We start from the raw sequence: 23,540 nt of genomic DNA, 5'->3' as shown, positions 1-23,540 counted from the left end.
TGAGCAAGTAGAATTGTCACAGCCAGTGGGGGAGATCACAGCCAAATGACAAAGAAAAAAGCCAAAAGCGACCCGTGCCATCAGACGGATGTCACCGGCGTCATGCCGAAACTGCCAAAACAGTTTGACACGTTCCCCTTCTATTATGCCTCGCTGCAATGCCAATGGATGTATTGGTACACCTCGGTCGAAATTGCCCGCCAGTTTGTGAAAGGTACCGGCCTGTGTGTCGCCGAATTTCCCGATGAAGACGGCGAGAACAAGGCCGTAATCCTGCTGAACTTCCAACGCTATACAGCGCATTATGATAACTCACTGGGCTTCGTGAACGAGGTCGAATTCAACCTACTGGCCTATCCCAAGAACCGGGTGCCGGGCGTGCCGAAGATGTCGCTGACCGAGTATCTTCACGGCCGCGATCAGACGAAAACCATCGGCCACCTTCGGGTTCATGTGGCCGCCGACAACGCCATGGCCGTCAAGGCCGGACGCCAAGCGTTCGGAGAGCCCAAGTTTTTGGGCCAGTTCAACTACAAGGTTCCTTCGCTGAATGCCAAGATGAAGGGGCACCCACCGATTTCACCTAAGAAATGGTGGATCCAACTGGTCAATCCCGACGATCCGCAAACCATCGTTTACGATCTGACGGCCGATCTGGGCAAACTCAAGGGCGATCATTGGACCCTGACCAACTGCACACCGATCCCCGAATTCGCCACCGGGCTTGGACGCACTGTTTGGACCCGCTGGACCATCTCGGGCCTGTTTGAAACCGCGATGTTGACCACGAAAGAGGGCAAACGCATCGCAAAGAGCTTCAAGCTGAAACTGGGCAACAACGATTTCCCGATGACCCGTGACATGCGCACGCTGTTCACCGATATGACGCCGGTGGCCGTGCAAGTCTTTGAAAGCACGCCTGCCTGCTTTGAGCCGCGTGGCTTCTATGTGGACGCAATTGATGGGGATCGCCATGAAGACGCATGATGACACCCCCGAGTTTCAAGCCTTTCTGACCGTCAGCGCCGCCCTGACCGGCTATAGCAGCGCCGATCTGCAGGGCACCGGATGCGCAGGCGAATATTGGCATCAGTTCCGGCAAGTGTTGCCCGCCGAAATCCTCAAGGAGTTCCTGTCTCATTCCGACAAACTGGGCAAGCAGGACGACGACCGGATCATACGTCAGACCTATCTGTCGGACAAATGCCTCGGCCCGCTGTCGCGCACGCTGATCCAGCTTTGGTACACCGGCCAATGGGTGCCGCTTTCACAGGAATGGCGCGAAAGCTACGGCGCGTCGCGGTTTGATGTGGTCAAGATCATCTCGACCCGGTCCTACAAGGAAGGGCTGGTCTGGGACGCCATCGGCGCGCATCCCCAAGGGGCCAAGCAACAGGGCTTTGGCGCATGGGGCCTTGAACCTCCAAAACAGCGGGGGGCAGGCAAATGAGCGCAATTGCAGATGACGACCGGACCTACGATGTGGTCATCGTGGGGGCAGGGTTTGCCGGGGGCATTCTGGCGAAGGAGCTGGTCTCGGCCGGTCATTCGGTTCTGATCCTCGAAGCTGGGGAAGACCATGGCAAGACGTGGGAAACCTATCGCTCTTACTTGGATCAGTACTATCTGTCGCTGGCCAAGACGCCGAACTCTCCCTATCCGAACCTACCAACCCTGCCGTCGCCTTCGGTGCTTGACATCACCGCGGTACGGGGCACCGAGCCCGATACAAACGGGTATTTCGTGCAACGCGGGCCCCTGCCCTTTGGCAGCAACTATCTGATGGCCTTTGGCGGAACCTCACTGCATTGGCTGGGCACAAGCCTGCGTATGATGCCTGCGGATTTCGAGATGCAAAGCCGTTTCGGCAAAGGCGTTGACTGGCCCTTTGGCTATCAAGACCTGCGCGCAGACTATGAGCGCGCCGAGTGGGAGATCGGTGTCTCGGCCGATGCCGACGAACAGACGCCCAAGGCACTGGGTATTCGCACGTCAGGACGGCACGACAATGTCGGGTATTTCGACAAGGAGTATGACTACCCGATGCATTCGATCCCGTCGTCTTACGTGGATGGCTTCTTTGCCAAGGCAGATGGGATGCCCATCGAAATCGGCGAGGATGCCACCAGCACGGTTCACCTGAAAGTCTCGCGCACGCCGCAGGGCCGGAACTCAACTCCGCGCAAGCCAAGAACTGCCAAGGGCATTCAGGTTGGCGACAAGCGCAGGCAGCAATTCCGCCCGCGCGGCGCGACCGGACCATTCGCCTATATGGGTCAGCGATGCGAGGGAAACTCAAGCTGCATTCCGATCTGCCCGATCCAGGCCAAATACAACGCGATGAAAACGCTCGAGGATGCCAAGCACGAAGCCAAGCATCAGATGGAGACGATCACGCAGGCCATCGCCTCAAAGGTCGAACTGGCCGAAAGCGGGCGTGTATCTGGTATTGTTTACAAGAAATACCCGTTCCCCGGTGTGCCTCAGTACGAACTGCGCCGGGCCAGAGGGAAGCAATATGTGCTGGCTGGCGGTGCGGTGGAAAACGTCACTCTGGCGCTGGCCTCGGGGATTTGCACCAGCAGTGACGAGCTGGGCCGCAACCTGATGGACCACCCTTACATGATGACATGGGGTGCCGCGCCAGAGCCGGTTGGCCCGTTTCGCGGGCCCGGATCGACCTCGAGCTACGCCAATTTCCGGGACGGAAACTTTAGGAACAAGAACGCGGCCTTCCGGTTGGAGATCGGTAATTGGGGTTGGAACTTTGCCGCTGGCTCTCCGAACTCTGACGTGGCGCGGCTGGTCGAGCAGGACAACCTCTATGGCACCGCCCTGCGCGATAAGCTCTATCACGATGTCCAGCGGCAGGTCCGAATTGGCACCATGGTCGAGCAACTGCCCAGAGCAACAAACCGAGTGACCATCGACCCAGCCTACCGCACACCCATGGGCGAATACCGCCCGGTGATCAGCTATGATCTGGACGACTATTCCCGCGCCGGGCTGGCCGCCGCGAATGACACCTGTGCGCAGATATTCCAGCGGCTTGGTATCAAGAACCATACCTCCTACAGCCCATCGGATGCGGGGTATTTAACTTATGATGGAAAGGGTTACACCTTCTTCGGTGCAGGCCATCTGGTCGGTACGCACAGGATTGGGACAGATCGGCACAACTCGGTCACCAATGACGAGATGCGCGCATGGGACCACGACAATCTGTGGCTGGTGGGCGCAGGCTCGATGCCGACGATTGCCACGTCCAACCCGACGCTGACGATGTCTGCCATGGCCTTCAGGGCCGCCAGAGCCATCCAGAAGGCCGTTCGGAAAGGGGGTGCGAAATGAGTTCGAAAAAGAAACTGGACGCCGCGCGCAAAAATCTCTGCAAACATCTGCAAGACGCCTTGATGCTGGAGCTTTCGACAATCCCGCCCTACGCGACAGCCTGCTATTCGATCCTGGAGCAAGGGCAATACGACCGGTCCGAGCCGACCATCGTGAATGCCGAGCCGATCGAGGTGATCCGCCAGGTCATGGTCGAAGAGATGCTGCATATGGTTCTTGCGGCGAATGTGATGAACGCGATCGGGGGTACGCCTCAGCTGAACAATCCAAACTTGCTGCCGAAATACCCGACAGAGTTACTGAACGGGGCCGGGCCAGAGGTGCGTCTGCGTAAGTTCTCGCCCAAACAGGTCAAAAGCTTCCGCAAGATAGAAACCGCGCCGAAAGACCTCCGCAAGGCATTGAGGGGGCACTATTCCACCATCGGCGGATTCTACGCCTATGTCAGGAAGCTGCTGGAAGAAGCATGTAAGGAGTTCGGGGACAAAGAGATCTTCATCGGCGACCCCGCGCGTCAGATCTCCAATGACGACTATTTCGGCGCGGGCGGTGAAGTTGTCGAGATAACCGGCACCCCCGCGCAACGTCGCAAAGCGGCTTTTGATGCCATCCAAAAGATCATGGAAGAAGGTGAAGGCGCAGATCTGGGTGGTAAAGCTGGTGACGGAGACACCATTCCGGGGCCAGCCGGCCATGAGGACGTTGCGCATTTCTTCAAGTTCAACGAAATCCTGCACAGCCGCTACTATCGCCCCGAAGATCTGGTGACCGACCCTCCGACTGGCGGCGACCTGATCGTCGATTGGAGCGCAGTCTCTCCGATGAAAGACGACCCCAGCGAGGAGAACTATAAATCTGCGCCCGAAATCGCCGCGATTTCGGCCGAGTTCAACGCCGCGTGGTCCGGTTTGCTGGACGGTCTGCACATCGCCTTCAACGAGGATAAATCCGCTTTGCGCGACCTTGTTCCAACGATGTATTCGATCAAGTCGCTGGCGCAAAAACTGATGCGCATCCCATTGCCGGACGGATCGGGGGAGACAGCCGGGCCGACATGGACCTACCTTGCGCAGAAAAAGCGGATCTGACCTGTAGCCTTAAAACCGGCGGGACCCCGTTTATGCGCCTCAGTCGAAAAAGGTGTCTGCCGCTGTGTCCAACAAAGATTGTGCGTAGAATTTCAGTTTGATAACGTCATGATCGCGCTGGGGAGGGCGCGGCATCTCAATGTTGGACTATTCGCACAATGCGTGGCTCGTGGCGGCCTCGTTGGCCGTGGCGCTGATGGCGGGTTTTACCGGTCTTTACCTGACGCATGGCGCGTCGAAACTGGACAATCAACGGCGCAAGTTCATCGTCGCCCTCGCAGCCGTCATACTGGGCGGCGGTATCTGGTCCATGCATTTCGTTGCCATGCTGGGTCTGCAATTGCCGATCCTGTTTTATTACGACGCGCTGGTGACGCTGATCTCGGCGCTGGTTGCCATCCTTATGGTGGGACTGGCGCTGCTGCTTTTGCATTTCCGTCCCAGAACCCCGCCGACCATCGTGGGCGCGGGCGTGATCGTGGGGCTTGGCATCGTTGTCATGCACTATGTCGGCATGGCTGGGATGCAGCTGTGCCGACCCGTCTACAGCCTGTTCGACATCGTTTTGTCGACCGCGGCCTCGGTTGTTCTGTCGGTTCTGGCGATCTGGGTGGCCTATGACAGCCGAACCCATCGGAACATCCTGTTGGGCACAGCCTGTTTCGGCATTGCGGTGTTTTCCATGCACTTCGTCGCGACCGGTCTCACGGATTTCGTCGCAACCGAGACTGCCGGGGCCGCCGGGCCTGCGCTGGACAACCAGATTCTGGCGATGGGCGTCACGGTTGCAGTCTTCCTGATCTGTGGGGCCTTCCTGCTGACCGGGATCACCTTCATCGAACCCAAGCCTGAACCCGCCTCAGTCCCAACACCCGCCCCTCAACCAGAACCAACCCCAACCCTACGCGCCGGGGTGCCTTTTGAACGTGAAGGCCAGACCTTCTTTGCCGAACCCGCCCAAATTGCCGCCATCCGTGCTGAGGGGCACTACACCATTCTCTATATCGATTCCGAGAAGCTGTTCTGCCCCTGGTCCATCACCGAGGCCGAGACGCGCCTGCAACCCGATGGCTTCCTGCGCGCCCATCGAAGTTATCTGGTGAACCCCAAACATGTCTCAAGCTTCGAGAGGCATAAGGACAACGGGACATGCTATTTCGACTCTGTCGAGGCCCTCAGCAAAGTACCTGTCAGCCGATCTCGCCTGTCAGACATCCGCGACGCTTTGGGCCTGTGATCGCAACTCGTGCAGCTCATTCGCATTTCGTGAAACAAGCTGCGCGTCCCGTTTCCTACGGCTGGAACCGCTGAGCGCACCCCTCTTTCCTGACTGAAGGTACCCCAAGGTATATCGCTTGGACCCAGGGAGGAAAAACATGATACCAGCCGGTTTTGAGTATCACCGGCCAGGCGACATCGCCTCGGCCATCGGCATTTTGCAAGAACACGGAGACGAAGCGCGCGTGATCGCGGGCGGGCACAGCCTGATCCCGATGATGAAGCTGCGCATGGCCGAGATGGGCCACCTGATCGACCTTCAGGCCATCGATGAACTAAAAGGCATCGAGGTCGGGTCCGATACCGTGACCCTAGGAGCCATGGTGACGCAGCATGAGTTGATCACCCATGACGGTCTCGCCACTGCCATTCCGCTGATCCGCGAGGCGGCCTTGCAGATCGCCGACCCTCAGGTTCGCTATATGGGCACCGTCGGTGGCAATGTCGCCAACGGCGATCCTGGCAATGACATGCCGGGTCTGATGCAGTGCCTGAACGCGACCTTTGAACTATCCGGTCCCGATGGGTCACGCAGTGTCGCCGCGCGTGAGTTTTACGAGGCCGCTTATTTCACCGCACGCGAGGATGAGGAAATCTTGACCCGGATTTCGATCCCTGTGCCGGGAGCCGGTGTTGGTCAGGCGTATGAGAAGCAAAAGCGCAAGATCGGGGATTATGCGACGGCCGCCGCCGCCGTTATGGTCGGCAATGGCACGGCCTCGGTTGCGATGACCAACCTGGCGGACACTCCGATCTGGTCCGAAAGCGCCAGCGCTGCATTGGCCGATGGCGATGTGAACGCCTGTGTTGCCGCCATGCTGGATGCCATTGAACCCGTGGCCGACAACCGTGGACCCGTCGAATTCAAGAAACATGTGGCGGGCGTGATGCTGCGCCGCGCCGTCGACCGCGCACAAAGCCGCGCGGGTTGAGGGGAGGAAACCATGTCGAAAATGCACGTCAAACTCACCGTGAACGGTAAAGAGGTCGAAGGTCTGGCCGAGCCGCGCACGCTGCTGATCCACTTCCTGCGGGAAGATCTGAAAATCACCGGCCCTCATATCGGCTGTGAGACCAGCCATTGCGGGGCCTGCACCGTGGATATCGATGGCAAATCCGTCAAATCCTGCACGACCTTTGTAGCGCAAGTGAACGGAGCCGATATCACCACCGTCGAAGGCCTCACTAATGACGATGGCAGCCTTGGCGTATTGCAGGAAATGTTCCGTGAACATCACGGCCTGCAATGCGGTTTCTGCACGCCGGGCATGATCACCCGCGCGCATCGCTTGCTGCAGGAAAACCCGAACCCGACCGAAGAGGATATCCGTTTCGGCATGGCTGGAAACCTGTGCCGCTGCACCGGATACCAGAACATCGTCAAGGCGATCTCGGCCTCGGCTGACATGCTGAACGCTCAGAAGGAGGCTGCCGAATGAACGACCAAACTCTGACCCCCGAAGAACGCGCCGCCAATCTTAAAGGGATGGGCAGCTCGCGCAAACGCGTCGAAGATGTGCGCTTTACGCAAGGCAAGGGCAATTATGTCGATGACATCAAGCTGGACGGCATGCTGTTCGGCGACTTTGTGCGCTCCCCCTACGCACATGCCCGCGTTGTCAGCGTCAACAAAGAGGCCGCCTTGGCGATGCCCGGCGTGATCGCGGTTCTGACCGCCGAGGATCTGGCTCCGCTGGGCTTGCATTGGATGCCAACGCTGGCCGGTGACAAGCAGATGGTTCTGGCCGACGGCAAGGTGTTGTTCCAGGGCCAGGAAGTGGCTTTTGTCGTCGCCGAAGACCGCTATATCGCCGCTGATGCCGTCGAACTGATCGATGTCGAATACGAAGAACTACCTGTTCTGACCGATCCGTTTGAGGCGCTGAAATCCGATGTTGTCCTGCGCGAAGACCTTGAAGGTCAGACCGAAGGTGCGCATGGCCCACGCAAGCACCACAACCATATCTTCACATGGGAACAGGGCGACAAAGACGCAACCGAGGCTATTTTGGCCGAGGCCGATGTCGTGGCCGAAGAGATGGTGTACTATCACCGCACCCATCCCTGCCCGTTGGAGACTTGCGGCTCGGTTGCCAGCATGGACAAGGTGACGGGCAAGCTGACGCTCTACGGTACGTTTCAGGCCCCGCACGCGATCCGGACGGTTGTGTCGCTGATCTCGGGCATTGCCGAGCATAATATCCGCGTCATCAGCCCCGATATCGGCGGCGGCTTTGGTAACAAGGTTGGGGCCTATGCGGGCTATGTCTGCTCGGTCGTGGCCTCGATTGTCACCGGCAAGCCAGTGAAATGGGTCGAGGACCGGATGGAGAACCTGATGTCCACCGCCTTCGCGCGCGACTACTGGATGCAGGGCAAGATTGCGGCCACCAAGGACGGCAAAATCACCGGTCTGTGGTGTCACACCACGGCGGACCATGGCGGTTTTGACGCCTGTGCCGACCCGACCAAGTTCCCGGCAGGCTTCATGAACATCTGTACGGGGTCGTATGACATCCCCACCGCTTACCTGGCCGTGGATGGCGTCTATACCAACAAGGCTCCGGGCGGGGTGGCTTATCGCTGTTCCTTCCGTGTGACTGAGGCGGCCTATTTCATCGAACGCATGATCGAGGTTCTGGCCATCAAACTGAACATGGACGCGGCCGAGCTGCGCCGGATCAACTTCATCAAGGCCGATCAGTTCCCGTATCAGTCGGCACTGGGCTGGGAGTATGACTCGGGCGATTACCATACCGCTTGGGACAAGGCATTGAGGGCTGTCGACTACGAAGGTCTGCGGGCTGAACAGGCACAGCGGGTCGAAGAATTTAAAGCTGGCAAAACCCGCAAACTGCTGGGCATTGGTCTGACGCATTTCACCGAAATCGTCGGCGCGGGACCGGTCAAGAACTGCGATATTCTCGGACTCGGGATGTTTGACTCGTGCGAAATCCGCATCCATCCGACTGGGTCCGCCATCGCGCGGCTGGGGACAATTTCTCAGGGTCAGGGTCACGCCACGACCTTTGCGCAGATCATCGCCAGTGAGATCGGCCTGCCCGCTGATGACATCACGCTGGAGGAGGGTGACACTGACACGGCACCTTATGGTCTTGGGACCTATGGTTCTCGGTCAACCCCCGTGGCGGGTGCAGCAACGGCGATGGCCGCGCGCAAAATCCGCGCCAAGGCGCAGATGATCGCGGCTTATCTGCTTGAGGTCCATGACGACGATGTCGAATGGGATGTGGATCGGTTCTCGGTCAAAGGTGCGCCCGAGCGGTTCAAGACCATGAAGGAAATCGCCTTTGCCGCCTACAATCAGGCGATCCCAGGGCTGGAACCCGGTCTGGAGGCCGTTAGCTACTATGACCCACCGAATATGACCTACCCGTTCGGGGCCTATATCTGCGTCATGGAGATCGACGTGGATACCGGTGAGTGGGACGTTCGGAAGTTCTATGCGCTGGACGATTGTGGCACCCGGATCAACCCGATGATCATCGACGGGCAGGTCCATGGTGGCGTGACCGAGGCCTTGGCCATCGCAATGGGGCAGGAGATTGCCTATGATGAGATGGGCAATGTGAAGACCGGCACGCTGATGGACTTCTTCCTGCCGACCGCGTGGGAGACGCCGAACTATATCACCGACTACACGGTGACCCCTTCCCCGCACCATCCAATTGGCGCGAAAGGTGTGGGCGAAAGCCCGAATGTGGGTGGCGTGCCCTGTTTCTCGAATGCGGTGCATGATGCGTTCCGACCCTTCGGGTTGGTGCAGAGCCATATGCCGCATGACCACTGGCGGATCTGGAAGATCGCCAATGGGTTGGGGATGCATGGGTGATTGGGTTCGGATCGGCTTCACCGATCCGACCGAACGGAGGGGGCCAGCCCCCTCCGAACCTCCCCCGGGATATTTTTAGCCAGATGAAGAATGGATCCTGGTTTTGACTTTGAGTGATGTGCAGAACGGGTTGGCCGCGCAGGGCTATGTTGCTGATGACCGGTTGGCGATGGCGCTGCATCTGGCGCAGGCTTTGGGGCGGCCTTTGCTGCTGGAAGGTCCGGCAGGCGTTGGAAAGACCGAAGTCGCGAAGGCTCTGGCTGCCCAACACGACGCGCGGTTGATCCGCCTGCAGTGCTATGAGGGGCTGGATGCCAGCCATGCCATTTATGAGTGGAACTACCAACGACAATTGCTGGCCATCCGCGCGAGCGAAGCCCAAGGTGGCACAAGCGAAGCGCAGTTATTCTCGGATGACTATCTTCTGAAACGGCCCCTTTTGGAGGCGATCAGTGAAGACAACCCTCCGGTTCTTTTGATTGATGAGATTGACCGTGCGGATGAGGAGTTTGAGGCCTATCTACTTGAGATATTGTCTGATTTTCAGATCACAATTCCGGAGCTTGGGACCATCAAGGCGCGCTCCCGCCCGATTGTGATCCTGACGGCCAATGGCACGCGGGACCTTTCAGACGCATTGCGGCGCCGGTGTTTGTACAGCTATCTCGGCTATCCTTCGCGCGAGACGGAGATGGCCATCTTGAAGGCGCGTATGCCCTCCATTGAAGGATTGTTAGCACGTCAGATCGTCGGGGTTGTTCAGGCCCTCCGCAAGGAAGACCTTGAGAAAACACCAGGCATTGCCGAGATGCTGGACTGGGCCGCCGCCCTGTCGGGGCTGGGTGTGAACGACATGGCACAGTCTCGGGGCGAGGTGCAGGCGACGCTTGTCTGCCTGCTGAAAACCGCCGCCGACTATGATGCCGCTCCGCCTGAGGTTCTGGATCGCTTGATCGGGAAGGTTGCGTGATGCAGGTCACTCGGTTCCCTTCCCGTGCGGCGGGTCTGGCGGACCGCATGAGCGGATTCATGGCCCATCTGCGGATGAACGGATTGCGCGTGGGTCCCGTCGAAACATGTGACGCCCTGGCCGCCTTGGCGGCGGTCGAGGCGACCGACGCGACACAGGCCAAGCAGGCCTTGTGCGTGCTACTGACAGGCAGCGCCGAGGATTGGCGACGCTTTGATGAGCTGTTCGACGCCTACTGGTTCAATGTCGGCAAGCAGCGCAGTGGGACAGCGCAGACCGCTCATGTACGGGTGCAGTCGGCGAAACCGAAGATCTGGCAGCAGCAATCACAAGACGAACAGGATCCGCAAACGGATAGAGATCAGGCAGCCGCCACTCCTGATCCGGGCGACGGGGAGGCCGAAGGGATGGATGGGAAGCTGATTGCGACCCGAACGGCCAACCTGTCGCGCCGGGATTTGCGCGAATTGATGGATGACGAGTCGCTGAGACAGGCCGAACGGGCCGCAACACAGCTGGCCCGGGCGATCCGCGACCGCCGATCTCGCCGACGTAAACAAGCATCACGTGGCCGGACGCTGGACATGCGGCGGATACAGCGGGCCAGTCTGGCGCGGGGTGGAGAGCCGATGGACCTCTATCGCCGTGCGCGACCGCCGCGACCGATGCGGCTCGTTGCACTATGCGATGTCAGTGGGTCGATGACCGTCTATTCCCGTGTTTTTCTGGCGTTTCTCAAGGGCCTGATCGGCAGCGGAACCGAAGCCGACACTTATCTGTTCCACACCCGTCTGATGCGCGTGACAGACGCTTTGCGCGATCACGACTCAATCCGCGCTGCGGGACGGCTTTCACTGATGGCCGAGGGGTTTGGTGGCGGGACCGATATCTCTGGAAGTCTCGAAAGCTTTCTGGACGGCTACGGCGCGCGGGCGCTGAACGGACGGACAATCGTACTGATCCTGTCGGACGGGTATTGCAGCACTGCTCCGCAGGCGTTGGGGCAGGTTCTGGAACGGATTCAACGTAAAGCGCGCCGGGTCGTCTGGCTGAACCCGCTGAAAGGCTGGCAGAATTACCAACCTGTTGCCGCTGCCATGCAGGCCGCAGAACCCCATCTGGACGCCCATCTGCCCGCCAATACGCTTGAGGCGCTGGCGGCGCTGGAACCCGAATTCAGAAAACTGTGAAAGGATATACCGATGGCAGGTTTCGACATTTTCGACACGATTGAAGAGCTGCGCCGCACCGGCGATGCCTTTTGCGTAGCGACAGTGCTGCGCACCGCCGATGCGACCTCGGCCAAGGCCGGAGGCAAGGCCGCCATCACCCGCGACGGTACGGTTCTAGGCCATCTGGGGGGTGCCTGCGTGCAACGCGCGGTTCGCGCCGCAGCGCAAGAGGCGCAGGTGTCAGGTGAGCCGAAAATGATCCGCGTCAAACCCTCGGACAAGGTTGTGTCTATGGCCGACCCGGACGGTGTTCAGACCTACAAAAGCGGGTGCCCATCCGGAGGGACAGTGGACATGCTGATCGAACCCTATCAACACGCTCCGCGCTTGATCATATTCGGAGACTCTCCGATTGCGCAGGCGTTGGCGTCCCATGCGGCACTGGCTGGGTTGCGCGTGTGTTTGCCTGAGGGTGCTGAAAACACGGTGAAATACACCCCCTTTGATCCCGACGATCTGAACGCATTGGGCGTTGAATCGCGAGATTTTGTTGTGGTGGCGTCGCAAGGCAAAGGCGACGGAGCGGCATTGAAAGCTGCACTGCAGTCACCCGCGCGCCGCGTGTCGATGGTTGCAAGCCGCCGCAAGGCCGAAGTGCTGTGCGCCAAACTGGAAACACAAGGGCTGAGCACAGAGCAGACCAAGCGACTGAAATCGCCCGCAGGGTTGGATATCCACGCCATCGACCCGCATGAAATCGCGCTTTCGATTTTGGCTGAAATCATCATGTGGCGCAATTCTGACAAATCCCAGGAGACATCCCATGATGAGAAAATGGCTTAACTGGCTGAACGCTTTCAAAACGGCGCAGCCCGAGTTGACCACGGAGGAGGCGACCGAAAAAGCCCTCCGTGTCTTTCCGAAATGTTGTTGAAAAAGGACCCCCCAGATGGAGCTCACTGACGAAATACGCATCGCGGCCCCAAAGGACGCCGTTTACCGCGCACTCAACGATCCCGATGTGCTGCGTGAATGCATCCCGGGCTGCGAAGAGTTAATCCAGCATTCGCCCGAACACCTCGAGGCCAAAGTCGTCCTGAAAATCGGCCCGGTCAAGGCCCGCTTCAACGGCGAAGTGACGCTGGACAACTCACAGGCGCCAGATGCGTTTTCGCTGTCCGGCGAAGGCAAAGGCGGTGCTGCCGGCTTTGCCAAGGGCGGCGCGGATGTATCCTTGACCGCTGACGGAGATGAGACGGTTCTGTCTTACACCGCCAAGGTGACGATCGGCGGTAAGATCGCACAATTGGGCAGCCGCTTGATTGCAGGGACGGCCAAAAAGCTATCCGGCAAGTTCTTCGACAAGTTCGGAGAAGTCGTTGCAGAACAGTTCGTTCAATAGGCGTTGCACCTAACGTACATCGAGCGGATGTGGCAGGGTCTGCCACACCGCCTCTGATTTCCGTCAGCCCTGTACCTCATCCTGCACGTAGGCGATGACATTGGTGATGTCGGCCTCTTTCGTCAGGCCGGGGAACTGCATCTTGTTGCCAGGCAAAAACCCCTTTGGATCGGCCAGAAAAGCCGCCAGATTCTCCGGCGTCCAGACAAGATCGGCACTAGCAAGCGGGCCGGAATATTTGAACCCGTCCACCTGCCCCGCAGATGCACCCACCACATTAAACAGTGAGGGCCCTACGCCATTGCGACCTTCTTTCAGCTGATGGCAGGCCTTGCATTTGCGAAAGACCTTCTTGCCCGCTTTGAGATCCCCGTCCACTGCAGCGATTGCAACCGGAGCGACGGTCGCGGTTTCGGCCTTGTTTTCGTCCATGGTAAACACAAGCCGTGCGGTGATCGGCACGGTTCGTGTGATGCCGGGCAGGTCGGCCAGCTCCATCAACTTGTCAACGCCTGCATCCACGCCTGCGTCCTCGGTGCTTAGAAAAACCATATCATTGGTAGAAACCAATACCGATTTCGCGGTCAGTCGCACCACGAACATCTCGGCGTCGAACTCGATCTCGGTCCCGATCAGAGACAACGCGGCCTCGACATCGATGATCGACGATGCGCCCACGGCAAGGCCCGAGACCTCATCCATATCGAATTCAGCGGTCAGGGCAGCGGTGCCTGCCTTGCGGAACACGTATTCGATCATCCGTTCGTTGCGTATGTCGATATTGGTTTCTACTGAGGACAGATCAATCTCGATCTCGGCAATGCCATCAGGGCTGACATGACCGCTCAGCCCGGTGAAGGAGTTGACCTCGCCCACTGTGTCTTTCTTGATCGTTCCATAAGCCAGGTGCGAGGCATCCGAGGACAGAGTCCAACTTTCCGACAGGGCCGGGGTTGCAACAATTGCAGACGCAATCGTGACTGCTTTCAACAGAAGTTTCATTTCATTTCTCCTCAGGTTATGTAATTTCTGACCCCGCGGGCCCGGTCCGTGAAAGACAAACACACACAGGTCACGATTTATTCGATGAGTGGTGAAATCAGCTCGGAACAGGCCGTGCGCGGCGCGATCCAGACGCATTCGAAACGCGTGTGGCGGTTCGGGCTTGCCCTGTCGGGCGCCTCGGATGTGGCCGACGACCTTTTGCAATCCACATGCCTGCGCGCGCTAGAGCGTCACCATCAGGTGACATCCCACGACAGGCTGGACAGCTGGCTGATGACGATCTGCCGTTCGATCTGGCTGAATGAAGTACGCGCGCGATCCGTTCGCAAGGCGCAGGCCCTGTCTGTGACCCCCGAAACTGAATTAATTGCAACAGGACCGGATTCAGAAACGAATATTTTCGCGGCTGAAGTGTTTACTCAAGTGATGCAGCTGCCAGAAGCACAGCGCGAGACCGTGATGCTTGTCTTCGTGGAAGGGTATAGCTATCGCGAGGCAGCAGCCTTGCTTGAGGTGCCGATTGGAACAATCATGAGCCGACTATCTACGGCTCGGCAGAAACTGAAAACCGTGATGCAGCACGAGGCTGCGGACGCCGTTCGACGGGGTGGCAAATGACGTTTTCCGATGAAACGCTGCTGGCGTATCTGAATGGAAATCTGGACGAGACCGACGCGCAAGAGATCGAGAGCGCGGTCGAAGCCGATCCAGAACTGGAACAGCGCCTGATGGCGCTTGATCCGTTTGCACCCGTTGTGCATTCGGTCTTCAAGGATGTTCCGCAGGATGTGCCTCAGATCACCTTGCCGGACCGCGCGACGTCTCAACCCGCGTCTCAACCTTTTCGATTGCTGGCCGTCGCGGCCTCGGTCGCGATTGTGGCGGTTTCAGCGACGTTGTGGGCGACACGACCCGCGCCGTTGGGCTGGGCGCAGCAGGCGGCGATCTACCAATCGCTCTATGTACCTGAAACAATTGCCACTCTGGACACCGCTCCCGAGGCGCTTGAGGCCCAGTTTGCTCAGGCCGAAGCCACGCTAGGCCGATCACTGAATCGCGAAGCCCTGAGCGCCTTGCCGGGTGCAGAGCTGAAACGCGCTCAGGTTCTGTCTTTCAAGGGAAAGCCACTGGTTCAGGTCGTCTTTGCGGATGATCAGGGGCGGCCCTTTGCCTTTTGCGTGATCCGTCAAGGGCCAGGGGCACCGGACAAGGATGTGAACCTTGCCGTTCTCAGCGGGCTGGCAACGGCCACTTGGGCGGAAGATGGCTATGGCTACATGATCATCGGCGCCGATGGGCAGAGCGATCTGAGCGATCGCCTGACCGCATTTTCCGAGGCAATTTCCAGCTAAAATGCGCCTGGGCCTAGGCCAATCGCGGAGGTTGAAGACTACACCAAATCGGACTTTCGAAACGAATAGCGAAATGACCGAGTTGTGGACAATTAATGCAGGCGGTTCGATGGCGTGGACGCGTCCTCGAGAACCAGCTTTCCGTTCTTGAGATGCCGCTCGACGAATTTCTTCTGCAAGCGACCGGCTGGTACAGGATATGCCGTTTCCGGGGCGTAGCCCTGACGTTGCACTTCCGGGAAGAGGATAAAGATTTCTTCTCGGGCCTCTTCCGATATTGTCTTGATTGCTTCGGGGCCTGTAAACAAACTCTCCGAAGGAGCACCATCGGCGAAAATGACCTCGTGTTGATCGAAGAGAAGGTGGAAATAGACGACCTCGGTTATGTCTTCATCCACGTAGATCCCAGGTAACGCGGCCAGCTTTATTGCCGACACAAGGACATCGGGACTGCCGAACATACGCTCGGACACTTTGGAAGACACCAACATGCGGTGTTGTCTGGACACCAGCAGGTCTTTTGCCGGAAGCCCCTGCCCAAGCGCGCCGGCAGAGATACGGACAGGTCGTAGTTTTTCCGCAGCTACACCTTGGGCCGCAAAGTCCACTGTCTTGGAACCAACCCACCGCAACCGCTGCGGGCCATTTCCCTTGGTCAGAACGACATCCCCCACGGACAAATCTTCAACAGCGGTTGGGCCGTTCGGCGTTTCAATCATGGTTCCCGCGCACAAACACAGAATATCGCCGGAGATATCACCAAAGCCGATTGCACCGGTATTGGCACCCGAAGACAGACCCCCTTCAAAGATGACCTCAATCCGGGACACCGGGCCTGCAATTGAAACGGTCAGCGAATCTGGCGCGCCCGGTCCTTCGACACCCGGAGACACATTCCCGTTGGCTTCGACCGTGTTGCCGGTCTGGACGTGAAATGGGCTGAGGTTGGAGAAAACAACCGGGACCGGATTATCGTTCACATCAAACGCCAGAACCGTCACTCTATCGTCGAAAGAGAATTCGTTGCTGTCCAGATCCAGAATTTCGAACGTCACGTTTTTAACAGCAGTTGAAAACGTCACCTCTGATGTCGCAGGGCCCGGGATGCCCGAAACAAACAGGTTTCCACCAAGAAACCCATTGAAGAATACCCCTGGATCAGAGGCCACGGTTAGCGTCGACGAGTTCGAACCGTCTGTCAGCACGGTCGAACTGTTCGCACTGCCCAGAGTTGACCAATCAAATAGGAATGGCACTACTGCGTCTCCCAAACCGCTTAAACTGCATAGAATAACGATATTCTATCTCATGCGTATTAATGCATCCTTAAATTGACAACCCTAGTATCTTTTTCCTGTAGTGTGATCAAATACAGCGTACCCCAATCAATCAGGACCGAATATGGCCGTCGTTACCATGCCTGCGCAGACAGCCCAACGGCTGAAGGACGAAATTCTCAAGCTATCGCAATCTGTTGAGGTCAAAATGTTTCTGGCCAAAGACGTCGTTCAACTGATCGGTTTCACAGAAGAAGAGATCGCGGGTTTTGGCGGAGAAACCGGCGATGCCGTCGTTTTGGCAGTGCGGGACCTTCAGGCTCTCGAGCAGGCCATTCCACAATCTGCCAGCGGACGCTTGAATTATATCCCAATCGTGAACGAAAAAGCCAAGGCCAAGCTGGATCCGTTTTATCAGGCCTAGACTGCACTCTGTGTGTTTGCGGCAAAGGGTGAGGCACACGCCCCACCCCCTTGGTATCACGCGTCGATGATGTTGTGGCCAGGACCGTAGGGGAAACCGGTGATGTTCTCGGCCCCGTCTTCTTCGACCACAAGAATGTCATGCTCACGGTAGCCTCCGGCTCCCGGCTGGCCTTCGGGGATCCACAGCATCGGTTCGATGGACACGACCATGCCGGGTTCCAGTGCGGTGTCGATATCCTCGCGCAGTTCCAAACCCGCCTCGCGCCCATAGTAGTGACTGAGCACTCCGAAGGAATGCCCGTAGCCGAAGGAGCGGTATTGCAGCAGGCCCTCATCTTCAAAAAAGCGATTGATCTCGGCCGTAATACCGGAACAGGTCGCGCCGGGTTTGATCAGGCTCAGGCCAAGCTCATGCGCGGCGACGTTGGCCTTCCAGATGCGCAGGCTTTCGGCGTCGGGTTCGCCCAGAAACAGGGTGCGCTCCAATGCCGTGTAGTACCCCGAAATCATCGGGAAGGTGTTCAGCGACAGGATATCGCCCTTTTGCAGCGCCCGTTTGGTGACCGGGTTATGCGCGCCATCGGTGTTGAGGCCGGACTGGAACCAGACCCAAGTGTCGCGGTATTCTGCGTCGGGATAAGCGCGGGCGATCTCCGCCTCCATCGCGTCGCGACCGGCCATGGCGATCTCGATTTCGGTTGCGCCTTCGCGGATGGCGGCGTGGATGGCGGCTCCGCCCACGTCAGCGGTTCGGGCACCACCTTTGATCAGTTCGATCTCTTCGGCGGATTTTACCATACGGGCCGCCATGGTGTCGGGCGCGATGTCGACCAGTTCAGGCTGGCCCAGCATCGCCAAAGCCGTATCGCGCGCGGCCAGAGTCATGTGATCGCTCTCGATCCCGATCCGTTTCGCGCCGCCGATCAGGCTGGCCACCGCGCGCCAGTAATTGTCACGCTTCCAATCGGTGTAGATCACGTTGTCTTCGGCCGAGCGGCGCCACGGCTGGCCTGCGTCGATATTGGCCGAAACCGTGGTGCAGGCGTCCTGCGTAACTACGCAGCCATAGGGCCGGCCAAAGGCGCAGTACAGAAAGCCCGAGTAATAGGCGATGTTCTGCATCGACGTCAGAAGAACTACGGGAATATCCCGCGTAGCCATAATGGCGCGCAGTTTGCCCAGACGGCGATCGTATTCGCCTTTGCTGAACGGCAGGGGCGCCTTGTCGCCATTGTGGCAGGTGAAGAATTCGGGGCGATTTGTCATGTTCAGGTCTCTCATCTTTGCCGGGCGGCAAACCCGGCCACTTGTCCCGGCGTTCAGGACAGGCGGTCTCGGGGTCCGAGAGCCGATCATCCCAGTGCGCCCGCGACGCCATCGCGGCTGGGATGAACAGGTGAATCGTTAGATCAGGCGCGCGCTTGCGTCAAGCGGGGGAAAGCCCCCGCAGACGCTCAGACCGGCGGCGTAGCAATTCGACCGTGGTCAGCAGCGCGATCGAGATCACCACAAGGATCGTCGCCACCGCCAGAATGGTCGGGCTGATCTGTTCGCGGAGGCCGGTGAACATCTGCCAAGGCAGGGTCTTTTGGCTGGCTGAGCCGACAAACAGCACCACGACCACCTCGTCGAACGAGGTGATGAAGGCAAACAAACCACCCGAGATCACGCCCGGCAGGATCAACGGCATCTGGATCTTGAAGAAGGTCCGCACCGGCCCTGCGCCCATATTCGCCGCCGCCCGCGTCAGCGAGCGGTCAAAGCCGACCAGCGTGGCGGTCACGGTAATGATGACGAACGGGATGCCCAGAACGGCGTGCGCGAGGATGACCTTCACATAGCCCACGAAGTTCTTGTTCATACCCAGCGTGCCTTCCATGAAGCGACCGATATCGCTGTAGAAAAAGAACATACCGGTGGCCGAGATGATCAGTGGCACGATCATGGGTGAGATCAGGATACCCATGATGGCACGGCGACCGGGAACATGGCTCTGGCTCAGGCCGATGGCCGCCAGGGTGCCCAGCGAGACAGAGATCACCGTCGCAATTGGCGCGATGATCAGCGAGTTCTTGAAGCTGCGCTGCCATTCATTGTTGGTGAAGAAGTCGCGGTAATGCTTCAGCGAATACCCCTCGGGGTCCAGTCGCAACATCTCGGGCGTGAAGGTAAAGAAATCCTGTGCGTTGAACGACAGTGGCAGAACCACGAGGATCGGCGTGATCAGGAAGACAAAGATTGCGCCGCAGATCACTCGGAACAGGTAGTGATAGAACACCTGTTTCGCAGTCAGATAGGGCAGTAGTTTGCGGCGATAGCGGCCCTCATATAGCCAGTAGATGAACCATGCGAAGAACCAGCCGCCCAGCAGGCCCAGAACGCCGCCCATGGGACCCGAAATCAGAAATCCGGCGATGCCAAAGCCCAAAATGGTGATCCAGCGGGCCAGATTCTCATTCTTTAGAACAGCGATGTAGATCCAAGCCAGTGCCGCGATCAGGGCGGCTCCGCCAATGATGCCCAGAAAGATCGAACCGTTACCTGCGCCAACGAAGACACCGGCGAAGGCCCCTGCCAGCGCAACGCTTGGCAGGACCATGGACATTGGTTTGCGGGAAATCGGAGTAAGTGCGGCCATGTCGATTATCCCAGCTTCACGTTATCAATGCCGACGATCTTGTCGTAACACCAGTAGAGCAACAGCACGACGGCCAGCAGTATCGTACCCAGCGCCGCGGCCAGCCCCCAGTTCAGCGAGGACGAGATGTGGTAGGCAATCCGATTCGAGATGAAGACTCCCTTGGTGCCGCCCACAATCTCGGGCGTGATGTAGTAGCCGATGGCTAGAATGAACACGAGGATCGATCCCGCACCGATGCCCGGAATGGATTGCGGGAAATAGATGCGCCAGAAGGTCGTCCAATTCGTCGCGCCCATGGATTTCGCGGCGCGGGTGTAGGACTCGGGGATCGTCTGCATCACCGAATACATCGGCAGGATCATGAACGGCAGCAGAATATGCGTCATCGCGATGATCGTACCGATCTGGTTGTTGATGATGACAAGTCGGGCGTCATCGGCCACCAACCCAAGCCAAACCAGCGTTTCGTTGATCACACCCTGTTGTTGCAGCATGACCTTCCACGCCGAGGTTCGCACCAATAGCGAGGTCCAGAAGGGTAACAAAACAAGGATCATCAGTAAGTTTGACACCCGCATCGGTAGGGTCGCCAGCAGGTAACTGACCGGATATGCCAACAGGATACAGGACGCGGTGATCACCAGTGACATGAACAAAGTACGCCCGAATAGCTTGATCAGGATCTGCTTGTCCTCGGGCTGCGCCTGCGCGCCTTCGGGCGTGCGGCGCATATCGACCGCGTTCAGAAAATAGCCATTCGTTACGGCGGGCGAGTGAGTCTTGATCACCGCCCAAGTCTGCGGTTCGCCCCAGCCCTCATGGATTTCGATCACCTGATCCTTGAACGGCCCATCTGTTTCGGGATCCAGCTTACCCATTTTCCGACCCGAGCGGCGGAACATCGAGGACATGCCTGTCTCTTCGTAGTTCAGGCGCGAGCCCAGTCGGGTATGTGTCTTGTTGTCGACCGCCACGACCATGTCGCGGACAAAGGCGTCATAGACGGCCTCGTCAGGCAGTTCGCCACTGTTTTCGTCCCAGCTTTGCAAGGCTTCGACCGTCAGGGGCAGGGTTTGCTGCACAATGCTGTTTTCCACCGACCGGAAAAGCATCGATGCAATCGGCACGATGAACGAGAACAGCACGAACAATAGGAGAGGGGCCACCAGCATCAGCGCCCGCAGCTTTTGTCGCCTCAACGAACGTGCCAGCGATTGCTTGAGCGGCGTTCCATCCGCTGCCAGCATAGGTCCGGCGTTTTGGCTTGCGTCAGTCATCAGTGCCCCTTGGGTTTTCTTTGGTCCGGGGGCGGCGCGCCGCCCCCGACTTTGTCATGAAATCAGACGCTTATTGCGCCAACCACGCCTGGAACTTGGCGTCGATGTCGTCGCGGTAGTCAGCCCAGAACTCGTAGTTATACAGGAACGTGTTCTTGGCGTTGTTCGGATCGGTCGGCATGTGCGGCGCCATGTCGATACCCAGATCGGCATGCTGACCCACCAGCGGAGCCGACGAGGCACGGGCCGGACCGTACGAGATGTACTTGGCCTGATCCGCAAGACGCTGAGTGTCGGTCGCGAACATGATGTAGTCCAGTGCGCGTGCCTGACGCTCTTCGCTCAGACCGGCCGGGATGATCCAACCGTCCAGATCGAACACCTGCGCATCCCACAGCATGGCAACGGGCTGGTTCTGCTCTTCGATCACGCTGAACAGACGACCGTTGTAGGTCGAGCCCATGATGACCTCGCCATCAGCCAGCAGCTGGGGCGTGTCGGCACCTGCCGACCACCAGACAACGCTGTCCTTGATGGTGTCGAGCTTGGCTAGAGCCTGATCCTGACCCTCTGCAGTCGCCAGCACGTCATAAACGTCGTCCTTGGCAACGCCGTCACAGATCAGAGCCCATTCCATGTTGTTGATCGGACGCTTTTCCAGCGAACGCTTGCCCGGATAGTTTTCCAGATCAAACACGGCGCAGACGTCTGTCGGCGGTGTGTCACCAACCAGGTCGGTGCGATAGCCGAATGTGGTCGAGTAAACGATCTGCGGGATAAAGCAGTCGCTAACCAGCAGGTCACCGAAGTCTTCGGATGCGGGCGTGCCATCAGGTGCCGGGGCCAGCATGGTGTCGGGATCGATTTCCATCGCCAGACCTTCGTCGCAGAGACGGATCGCGTCCGCCGCAACAACGTCAACCACGTCCCAGGTGATGTTCCCGGCTTCATTCATAGCGCGCAGCTTGGCAACCGCTTCGGCCGAGCTGTCATCGTTCAGGATGGTGACGCCAGTCTTTTCCGAATAGGGCTCGTGATAGGCCTTAAGCTGCGATTTGGAATAGGCTCCCCCCCAAGAGACGATGGTCATCTCTTCGGCGGAAACGCCACCGGCCGCTGTTGCCAGAGCCGCTGCAGTCAGCAGTGTCTTTGTTGGTTTCATGTAAAACTCCCAGTATTTCCCGTTTGTTGTATGGTCAGCCGACGCACGGGTTTTCGCCAGCCGGTCCCTCAGTGTAACCGCGCTTGTGCCGCGCGGCTTGGTCTATGCGTCAAGCGCACGACAATCCTTTGCCAGCCAACCGATATCGATCTCTTGACCGGGTTGCAGGCGAATGGCATCGGGGGCGTTCCGTGTCTTGACGATGAACTCGTCATTGCCCGCTACAGACATGCGGAAGCGGAACACGTCGCCCATATAGATGAATTCCTTAACCGTCGCCTTCAGCGTATGCGCGTCGGCATGCAGACGATCCTTGTTGAATTCGACACGTTCCGGACGGATCGAAACCTTGGTTCGTTCGCCCGGATTGTGCACATTGATCGGCACCGCATCAATTTCTGATCCGTCATCCAGCTGCACCACACAGCCGTCGCCGTCGATGGATTTGACCACACCTTCCAGAGTGTTGTTCTCGCCGATGAACTGCGCGACGAAGCTGTTATCGGGCTCTTCATAGAGTTGATCCGGCGGGGCCAGCTGCTGAATGCGGCCATCATCGAAAACGGCGACACGATCTGACATGGTCAGCGCCTCGGTCTGGTCGTGGGTCACATACACGGTGGTAATGCCCAGCTCATGCGCCAGTCGCGTGATTTCGAACTGCATATGTTCACGCAGCTGTTTATCCAGCGCGCCCAACGGCTCGTCCATCAGCACCAGTTCCGGCTCGAACACTAGCGCACGGGCCAGAGCGATCCGCTGTTGCTGGCCACCTGACAGCTGCGCCGGACGGCGCCCGCCAAAGGCACCCATCTGCACCATGTCCAAAGCGCGCTTGACCTTTTCGTCACGCTCGGACTTGCCCAGCTTGCGAACTTCCAGAGGAAACGAAAGGTTTTCGGCCACCGTCATGTGCGGGAACAGAGCATAGTTCTGAAACACCATGCCAATCCCACGTTTGTGCGGCGGGATATTGTTGATTGGATTTCCATCCAGCAGGATTTCACCATGGGTAGCGGTTTCAAACCCGGCGAGCATCATTAGGCAAGTTGTCTTGCCTGAACCTGACGGCCCGAGCATTGTCAGAAACTCGCCCTTCGGCATTGCAAGGTTGAGATCTTTAACGACGAGATTCTCGCCATCATAAGACTTCTGAACGCGTTGAAATTCGACAAACGCGGCGTCGTTCGTTGTACCGGTCACAAGACCCCCTGTTTCGTCAAATGATTACCCGAGGCTTTCGGATTTCATTGATCTGTGATCGACAGTTAAGACCAAGCGATACG

The 23,540-nt window shown here is 58.3% G+C and carries 22 protein-coding genes; 15 read left to right on the top strand and 7 right to left on the bottom strand.

The annotated features are described in order from the left end of the window. Positions 1-45: 45 nt before the first annotated feature. The 12 genes from ACR0I8_RS20885 to ACR0I8_RS20830 all read left to right on the top strand — a co-directional run bounded on the left by ACR0I8_RS20885 (position 46) and on the right by ACR0I8_RS20830 (position 13,114). Entirely contained in the window at positions 46-987 is a 942-nt protein-coding gene (locus tag ACR0I8_RS20885) for a hypothetical protein (RefSeq protein ID WP_170380397.1), read from the top strand. After that, positions 974-1,450 carry a hypothetical protein gene (locus ACR0I8_RS20880; protein WP_170380396.1) on the top strand — a complete coding sequence of 159 codons (477 nt, stop codon included), beginning with the start codon at positions 974-976 and terminating at the stop codon, positions 1,448-1,450. Before ACR0I8_RS20885 ends, ACR0I8_RS20880 begins: the two co-directional genes overlap by 14 nt. Continuing rightward, entirely contained in the window at positions 1,447-3,351 is a 1,905-nt protein-coding gene (locus ACR0I8_RS20875) for a GMC family oxidoreductase (RefSeq protein WP_170380395.1), read from the top strand. Before ACR0I8_RS20880 ends, ACR0I8_RS20875 begins: the two co-directional genes overlap by 4 nt. Next, complete coding sequence (locus ACR0I8_RS20870) at positions 3,348-4,439, top strand: ferritin-like domain-containing protein (RefSeq protein WP_170692731.1); 1,092 nt, start codon at positions 3,348-3,350, stop codon at positions 4,437-4,439. Before ACR0I8_RS20875 ends, ACR0I8_RS20870 begins: the two co-directional genes overlap by 4 nt. A gap of 139 nt (positions 4,440-4,578) precedes the next feature. After that, on the top strand, positions 4,579-5,676 hold the full coding sequence (locus ACR0I8_RS20865; RefSeq protein WP_170380393.1) for an MHYT domain-containing protein: 1,098 nt from the start codon (positions 4,579-4,581) through the stop codon (positions 5,674-5,676). Positions 5,677-5,815: 139 nt separating this feature from the next. Then, entirely contained in the window at positions 5,816-6,649 is an 834-nt protein-coding gene (locus ACR0I8_RS20860) for an FAD binding domain-containing protein (RefSeq protein WP_170692729.1), read from the top strand. 12 nt (positions 6,650-6,661) lie between these two features. Continuing rightward, complete coding sequence (locus ACR0I8_RS20855) at positions 6,662-7,156, top strand: (2Fe-2S)-binding protein (protein WP_170473684.1); 495 nt, start codon at positions 6,662-6,664, stop codon at positions 7,154-7,156. After that, entirely contained in the window at positions 7,153-9,570 is a 2,418-nt protein-coding gene (locus ACR0I8_RS20850) for an aerobic carbon-monoxide dehydrogenase large subunit (RefSeq protein ID WP_480703590.1), read from the top strand. The genes ACR0I8_RS20855 and ACR0I8_RS20850 overlap by 4 nt, the downstream gene beginning before the upstream one ends. A 103-nt stretch (positions 9,571-9,673) precedes the next feature. After that, positions 9,674-10,540 (top strand): AAA family ATPase, encoded by an 867-nt coding sequence (locus ACR0I8_RS20845; RefSeq protein ID WP_170692725.1) that lies wholly within the window; start codon positions 9,674-9,676, stop codon positions 10,538-10,540. Next, entirely contained in the window at positions 10,540-11,730 is a 1,191-nt protein-coding gene (locus ACR0I8_RS20840) for a VWA domain-containing protein (protein WP_170692723.1), read from the top strand. The genes ACR0I8_RS20845 and ACR0I8_RS20840 overlap by 1 nt, the downstream gene beginning before the upstream one ends. 12 nt (positions 11,731-11,742) lie before the next feature. Beyond that, complete coding sequence (locus tag ACR0I8_RS20835) at positions 11,743-12,555, top strand: XdhC family protein (protein ID WP_170556049.1); 813 nt, start codon at positions 11,743-11,745, stop codon at positions 12,553-12,555. A 106-nt stretch (positions 12,556-12,661) separates the two neighbouring features. After that, positions 12,662-13,114 carry an SRPBCC family protein gene (locus ACR0I8_RS20830; protein WP_170556048.1) on the top strand — a complete coding sequence of 151 codons (453 nt, stop codon included), beginning with the start codon at positions 12,662-12,664 and terminating at the stop codon, positions 13,112-13,114. A 63-nt stretch (positions 13,115-13,177) separates the two neighbouring features. On the opposite strand, the gene ACR0I8_RS20825 is transcribed toward ACR0I8_RS20830, so the two are convergent. Then, a complete protein-coding gene (locus ACR0I8_RS20825; protein WP_170692721.1) occupies positions 13,178-14,116 on the bottom strand; it encodes a c-type cytochrome in 939 nt (312 codons plus the stop codon). A gap of 48 nt (positions 14,117-14,164) precedes the next feature. On the opposite strand from ACR0I8_RS20825, the gene ACR0I8_RS20820 reads away from it, so the two are divergent. Next, positions 14,165-14,737 carry an RNA polymerase sigma factor gene (locus ACR0I8_RS20820; protein ID WP_480703588.1) on the top strand — a complete coding sequence of 191 codons (573 nt, stop codon included), beginning with the start codon at positions 14,165-14,167 and terminating at the stop codon, positions 14,735-14,737. Continuing rightward, entirely contained in the window at positions 14,734-15,471 is a 738-nt protein-coding gene (locus ACR0I8_RS20815; protein WP_170692719.1) for an anti-sigma factor, read from the top strand. The genes ACR0I8_RS20820 and ACR0I8_RS20815 overlap by 4 nt, the downstream gene beginning before the upstream one ends. Positions 15,472-15,563: 92 nt before the next feature. On the opposite strand, the gene ACR0I8_RS20810 is transcribed toward ACR0I8_RS20815, so the two are convergent. Next, positions 15,564-16,727, bottom strand: coding sequence for a Hint domain-containing protein (locus ACR0I8_RS20810; RefSeq protein ID WP_480526157.1), 1,164 nt, complete (start codon positions 16,725-16,727; stop codon positions 15,564-15,566). A gap of 145 nt (positions 16,728-16,872) precedes the next feature. Here ACR0I8_RS20810 and ACR0I8_RS20805 point away from each other — a divergent pair, with 145 nt between their 5' ends. Then, positions 16,873-17,172, top strand: coding sequence for a hypothetical protein (locus tag ACR0I8_RS20805; RefSeq protein ID WP_170380383.1), 300 nt, complete (start codon positions 16,873-16,875; stop codon positions 17,170-17,172). 56 nt (positions 17,173-17,228) lie between these two features. On the opposite strand, the gene ACR0I8_RS20800 is transcribed toward ACR0I8_RS20805, so the two are convergent. The 5 genes from ACR0I8_RS20800 to ACR0I8_RS20780 form a co-directional block, all read right to left on the bottom strand. Then, entirely contained in the window at positions 17,229-18,440 is a 1,212-nt protein-coding gene (locus ACR0I8_RS20800; protein ID WP_480703586.1) for an aminopeptidase P family protein, read from the bottom strand. Between the two features lie 160 nt (positions 18,441-18,600). Then, positions 18,601-19,812: an ABC transporter permease gene (locus ACR0I8_RS20795; RefSeq protein ID WP_170473721.1), complete on the bottom strand. Its 1,212-nt coding sequence runs from the start codon at positions 19,810-19,812 to the stop codon at positions 18,601-18,603. A 5-nt stretch (positions 19,813-19,817) separates the two neighbouring features. Next, positions 19,818-21,092, bottom strand: coding sequence for an ABC transporter permease (locus ACR0I8_RS20790; protein ID WP_170556043.1), 1,275 nt, complete (start codon positions 21,090-21,092; stop codon positions 19,818-19,820). 70 nt (positions 21,093-21,162) lie between these two features. After that, positions 21,163-22,254, bottom strand: a complete 1,092-nt coding sequence (locus tag ACR0I8_RS20785) for an extracellular solute-binding protein (protein ID WP_170380379.1) — start codon at positions 22,252-22,254, stop codon at positions 21,163-21,165. A 102-nt stretch (positions 22,255-22,356) separates the two neighbouring features. After that, on the bottom strand, positions 22,357-23,457 hold the full coding sequence (locus tag ACR0I8_RS20780) for an ABC transporter ATP-binding protein (RefSeq protein ID WP_170380378.1): 1,101 nt from the start codon (positions 23,455-23,457) through the stop codon (positions 22,357-22,359). Positions 23,458-23,540: the final 83 nt, after the last annotated feature.

The sequence above is a fragment of the Ruegeria sp. BG9 genome (assembly GCF_056538305.1).
The sequence above is the reverse complement of the archived record's forward strand: the minus strand, read 5'-3'. Positions and strand labels throughout refer to the sequence as shown.

Excerpts from the sequence above, each read along its gene's own strand:
- ACR0I8_RS20885 (WP_170380397.1), top strand. The coding sequence starts at position 46 with ATGACAAAGAAAAAAGCCAAAAGCGACCCGTGCCATCAGACGGATGTC.
- ACR0I8_RS20880 (WP_170380396.1), top strand. The coding sequence starts at position 974 with ATGAAGACGCATGATGACACCCCCGAGTTTCAAGCCTTTCTGACCGTC.
- ACR0I8_RS20875 (WP_170380395.1), top strand. The coding sequence starts at position 1,447 with ATGAGCGCAATTGCAGATGACGACCGGACCTACGATGTGGTCATCGTG.
- ACR0I8_RS20870 (WP_170692731.1), top strand. The coding sequence starts at position 3,348 with ATGAGTTCGAAAAAGAAACTGGACGCCGCGCGCAAAAATCTCTGCAAA.
- ACR0I8_RS20865 (WP_170380393.1), top strand. The coding sequence starts at position 4,579 with ATGTTGGACTATTCGCACAATGCGTGGCTCGTGGCGGCCTCGTTGGCC.
- ACR0I8_RS20860 (WP_170692729.1), top strand. The coding sequence starts at position 5,816 with ATGATACCAGCCGGTTTTGAGTATCACCGGCCAGGCGACATCGCCTCG.
- ACR0I8_RS20855 (WP_170473684.1), top strand. The coding sequence starts at position 6,662 with ATGTCGAAAATGCACGTCAAACTCACCGTGAACGGTAAAGAGGTCGAA.
- ACR0I8_RS20850 (WP_480703590.1), top strand. The coding sequence starts at position 7,153 with ATGAACGACCAAACTCTGACCCCCGAAGAACGCGCCGCCAATCTTAAA.
- ACR0I8_RS20840 (WP_170692723.1), top strand. The coding sequence starts at position 10,540 with ATGCAGGTCACTCGGTTCCCTTCCCGTGCGGCGGGTCTGGCGGACCGC.
- ACR0I8_RS20835 (WP_170556049.1), top strand. The coding sequence starts at position 11,743 with ATGGCAGGTTTCGACATTTTCGACACGATTGAAGAGCTGCGCCGCACC.
- ACR0I8_RS20830 (WP_170556048.1), top strand. The coding sequence starts at position 12,662 with ATGGAGCTCACTGACGAAATACGCATCGCGGCCCCAAAGGACGCCGTT.
- ACR0I8_RS20825 (WP_170692721.1), bottom strand. The coding sequence starts at position 14,116 with ATGAAACTTCTGTTGAAAGCAGTCACGATTGCGTCTGCAATTGTTGCA.
- ACR0I8_RS20815 (WP_170692719.1), top strand. The coding sequence starts at position 14,734 with ATGACGTTTTCCGATGAAACGCTGCTGGCGTATCTGAATGGAAATCTG.
- ACR0I8_RS20805 (WP_170380383.1), top strand. The coding sequence starts at position 16,873 with ATGGCCGTCGTTACCATGCCTGCGCAGACAGCCCAACGGCTGAAGGAC.
- ACR0I8_RS20800 (WP_480703586.1), bottom strand. The coding sequence starts at position 18,440 with ATGACAAATCGCCCCGAATTCTTCACCTGCCACAATGGCGACAAGGCG.
- ACR0I8_RS20795 (WP_170473721.1), bottom strand. The coding sequence starts at position 19,812 with ATGGCCGCACTTACTCCGATTTCCCGCAAACCAATGTCCATGGTCCTG.
- ACR0I8_RS20790 (WP_170556043.1), bottom strand. The coding sequence starts at position 21,092 with ATGACTGACGCAAGCCAAAACGCCGGACCTATGCTGGCAGCGGATGGA.
- ACR0I8_RS20785 (WP_170380379.1), bottom strand. The coding sequence starts at position 22,254 with ATGAAACCAACAAAGACACTGCTGACTGCAGCGGCTCTGGCAACAGCG.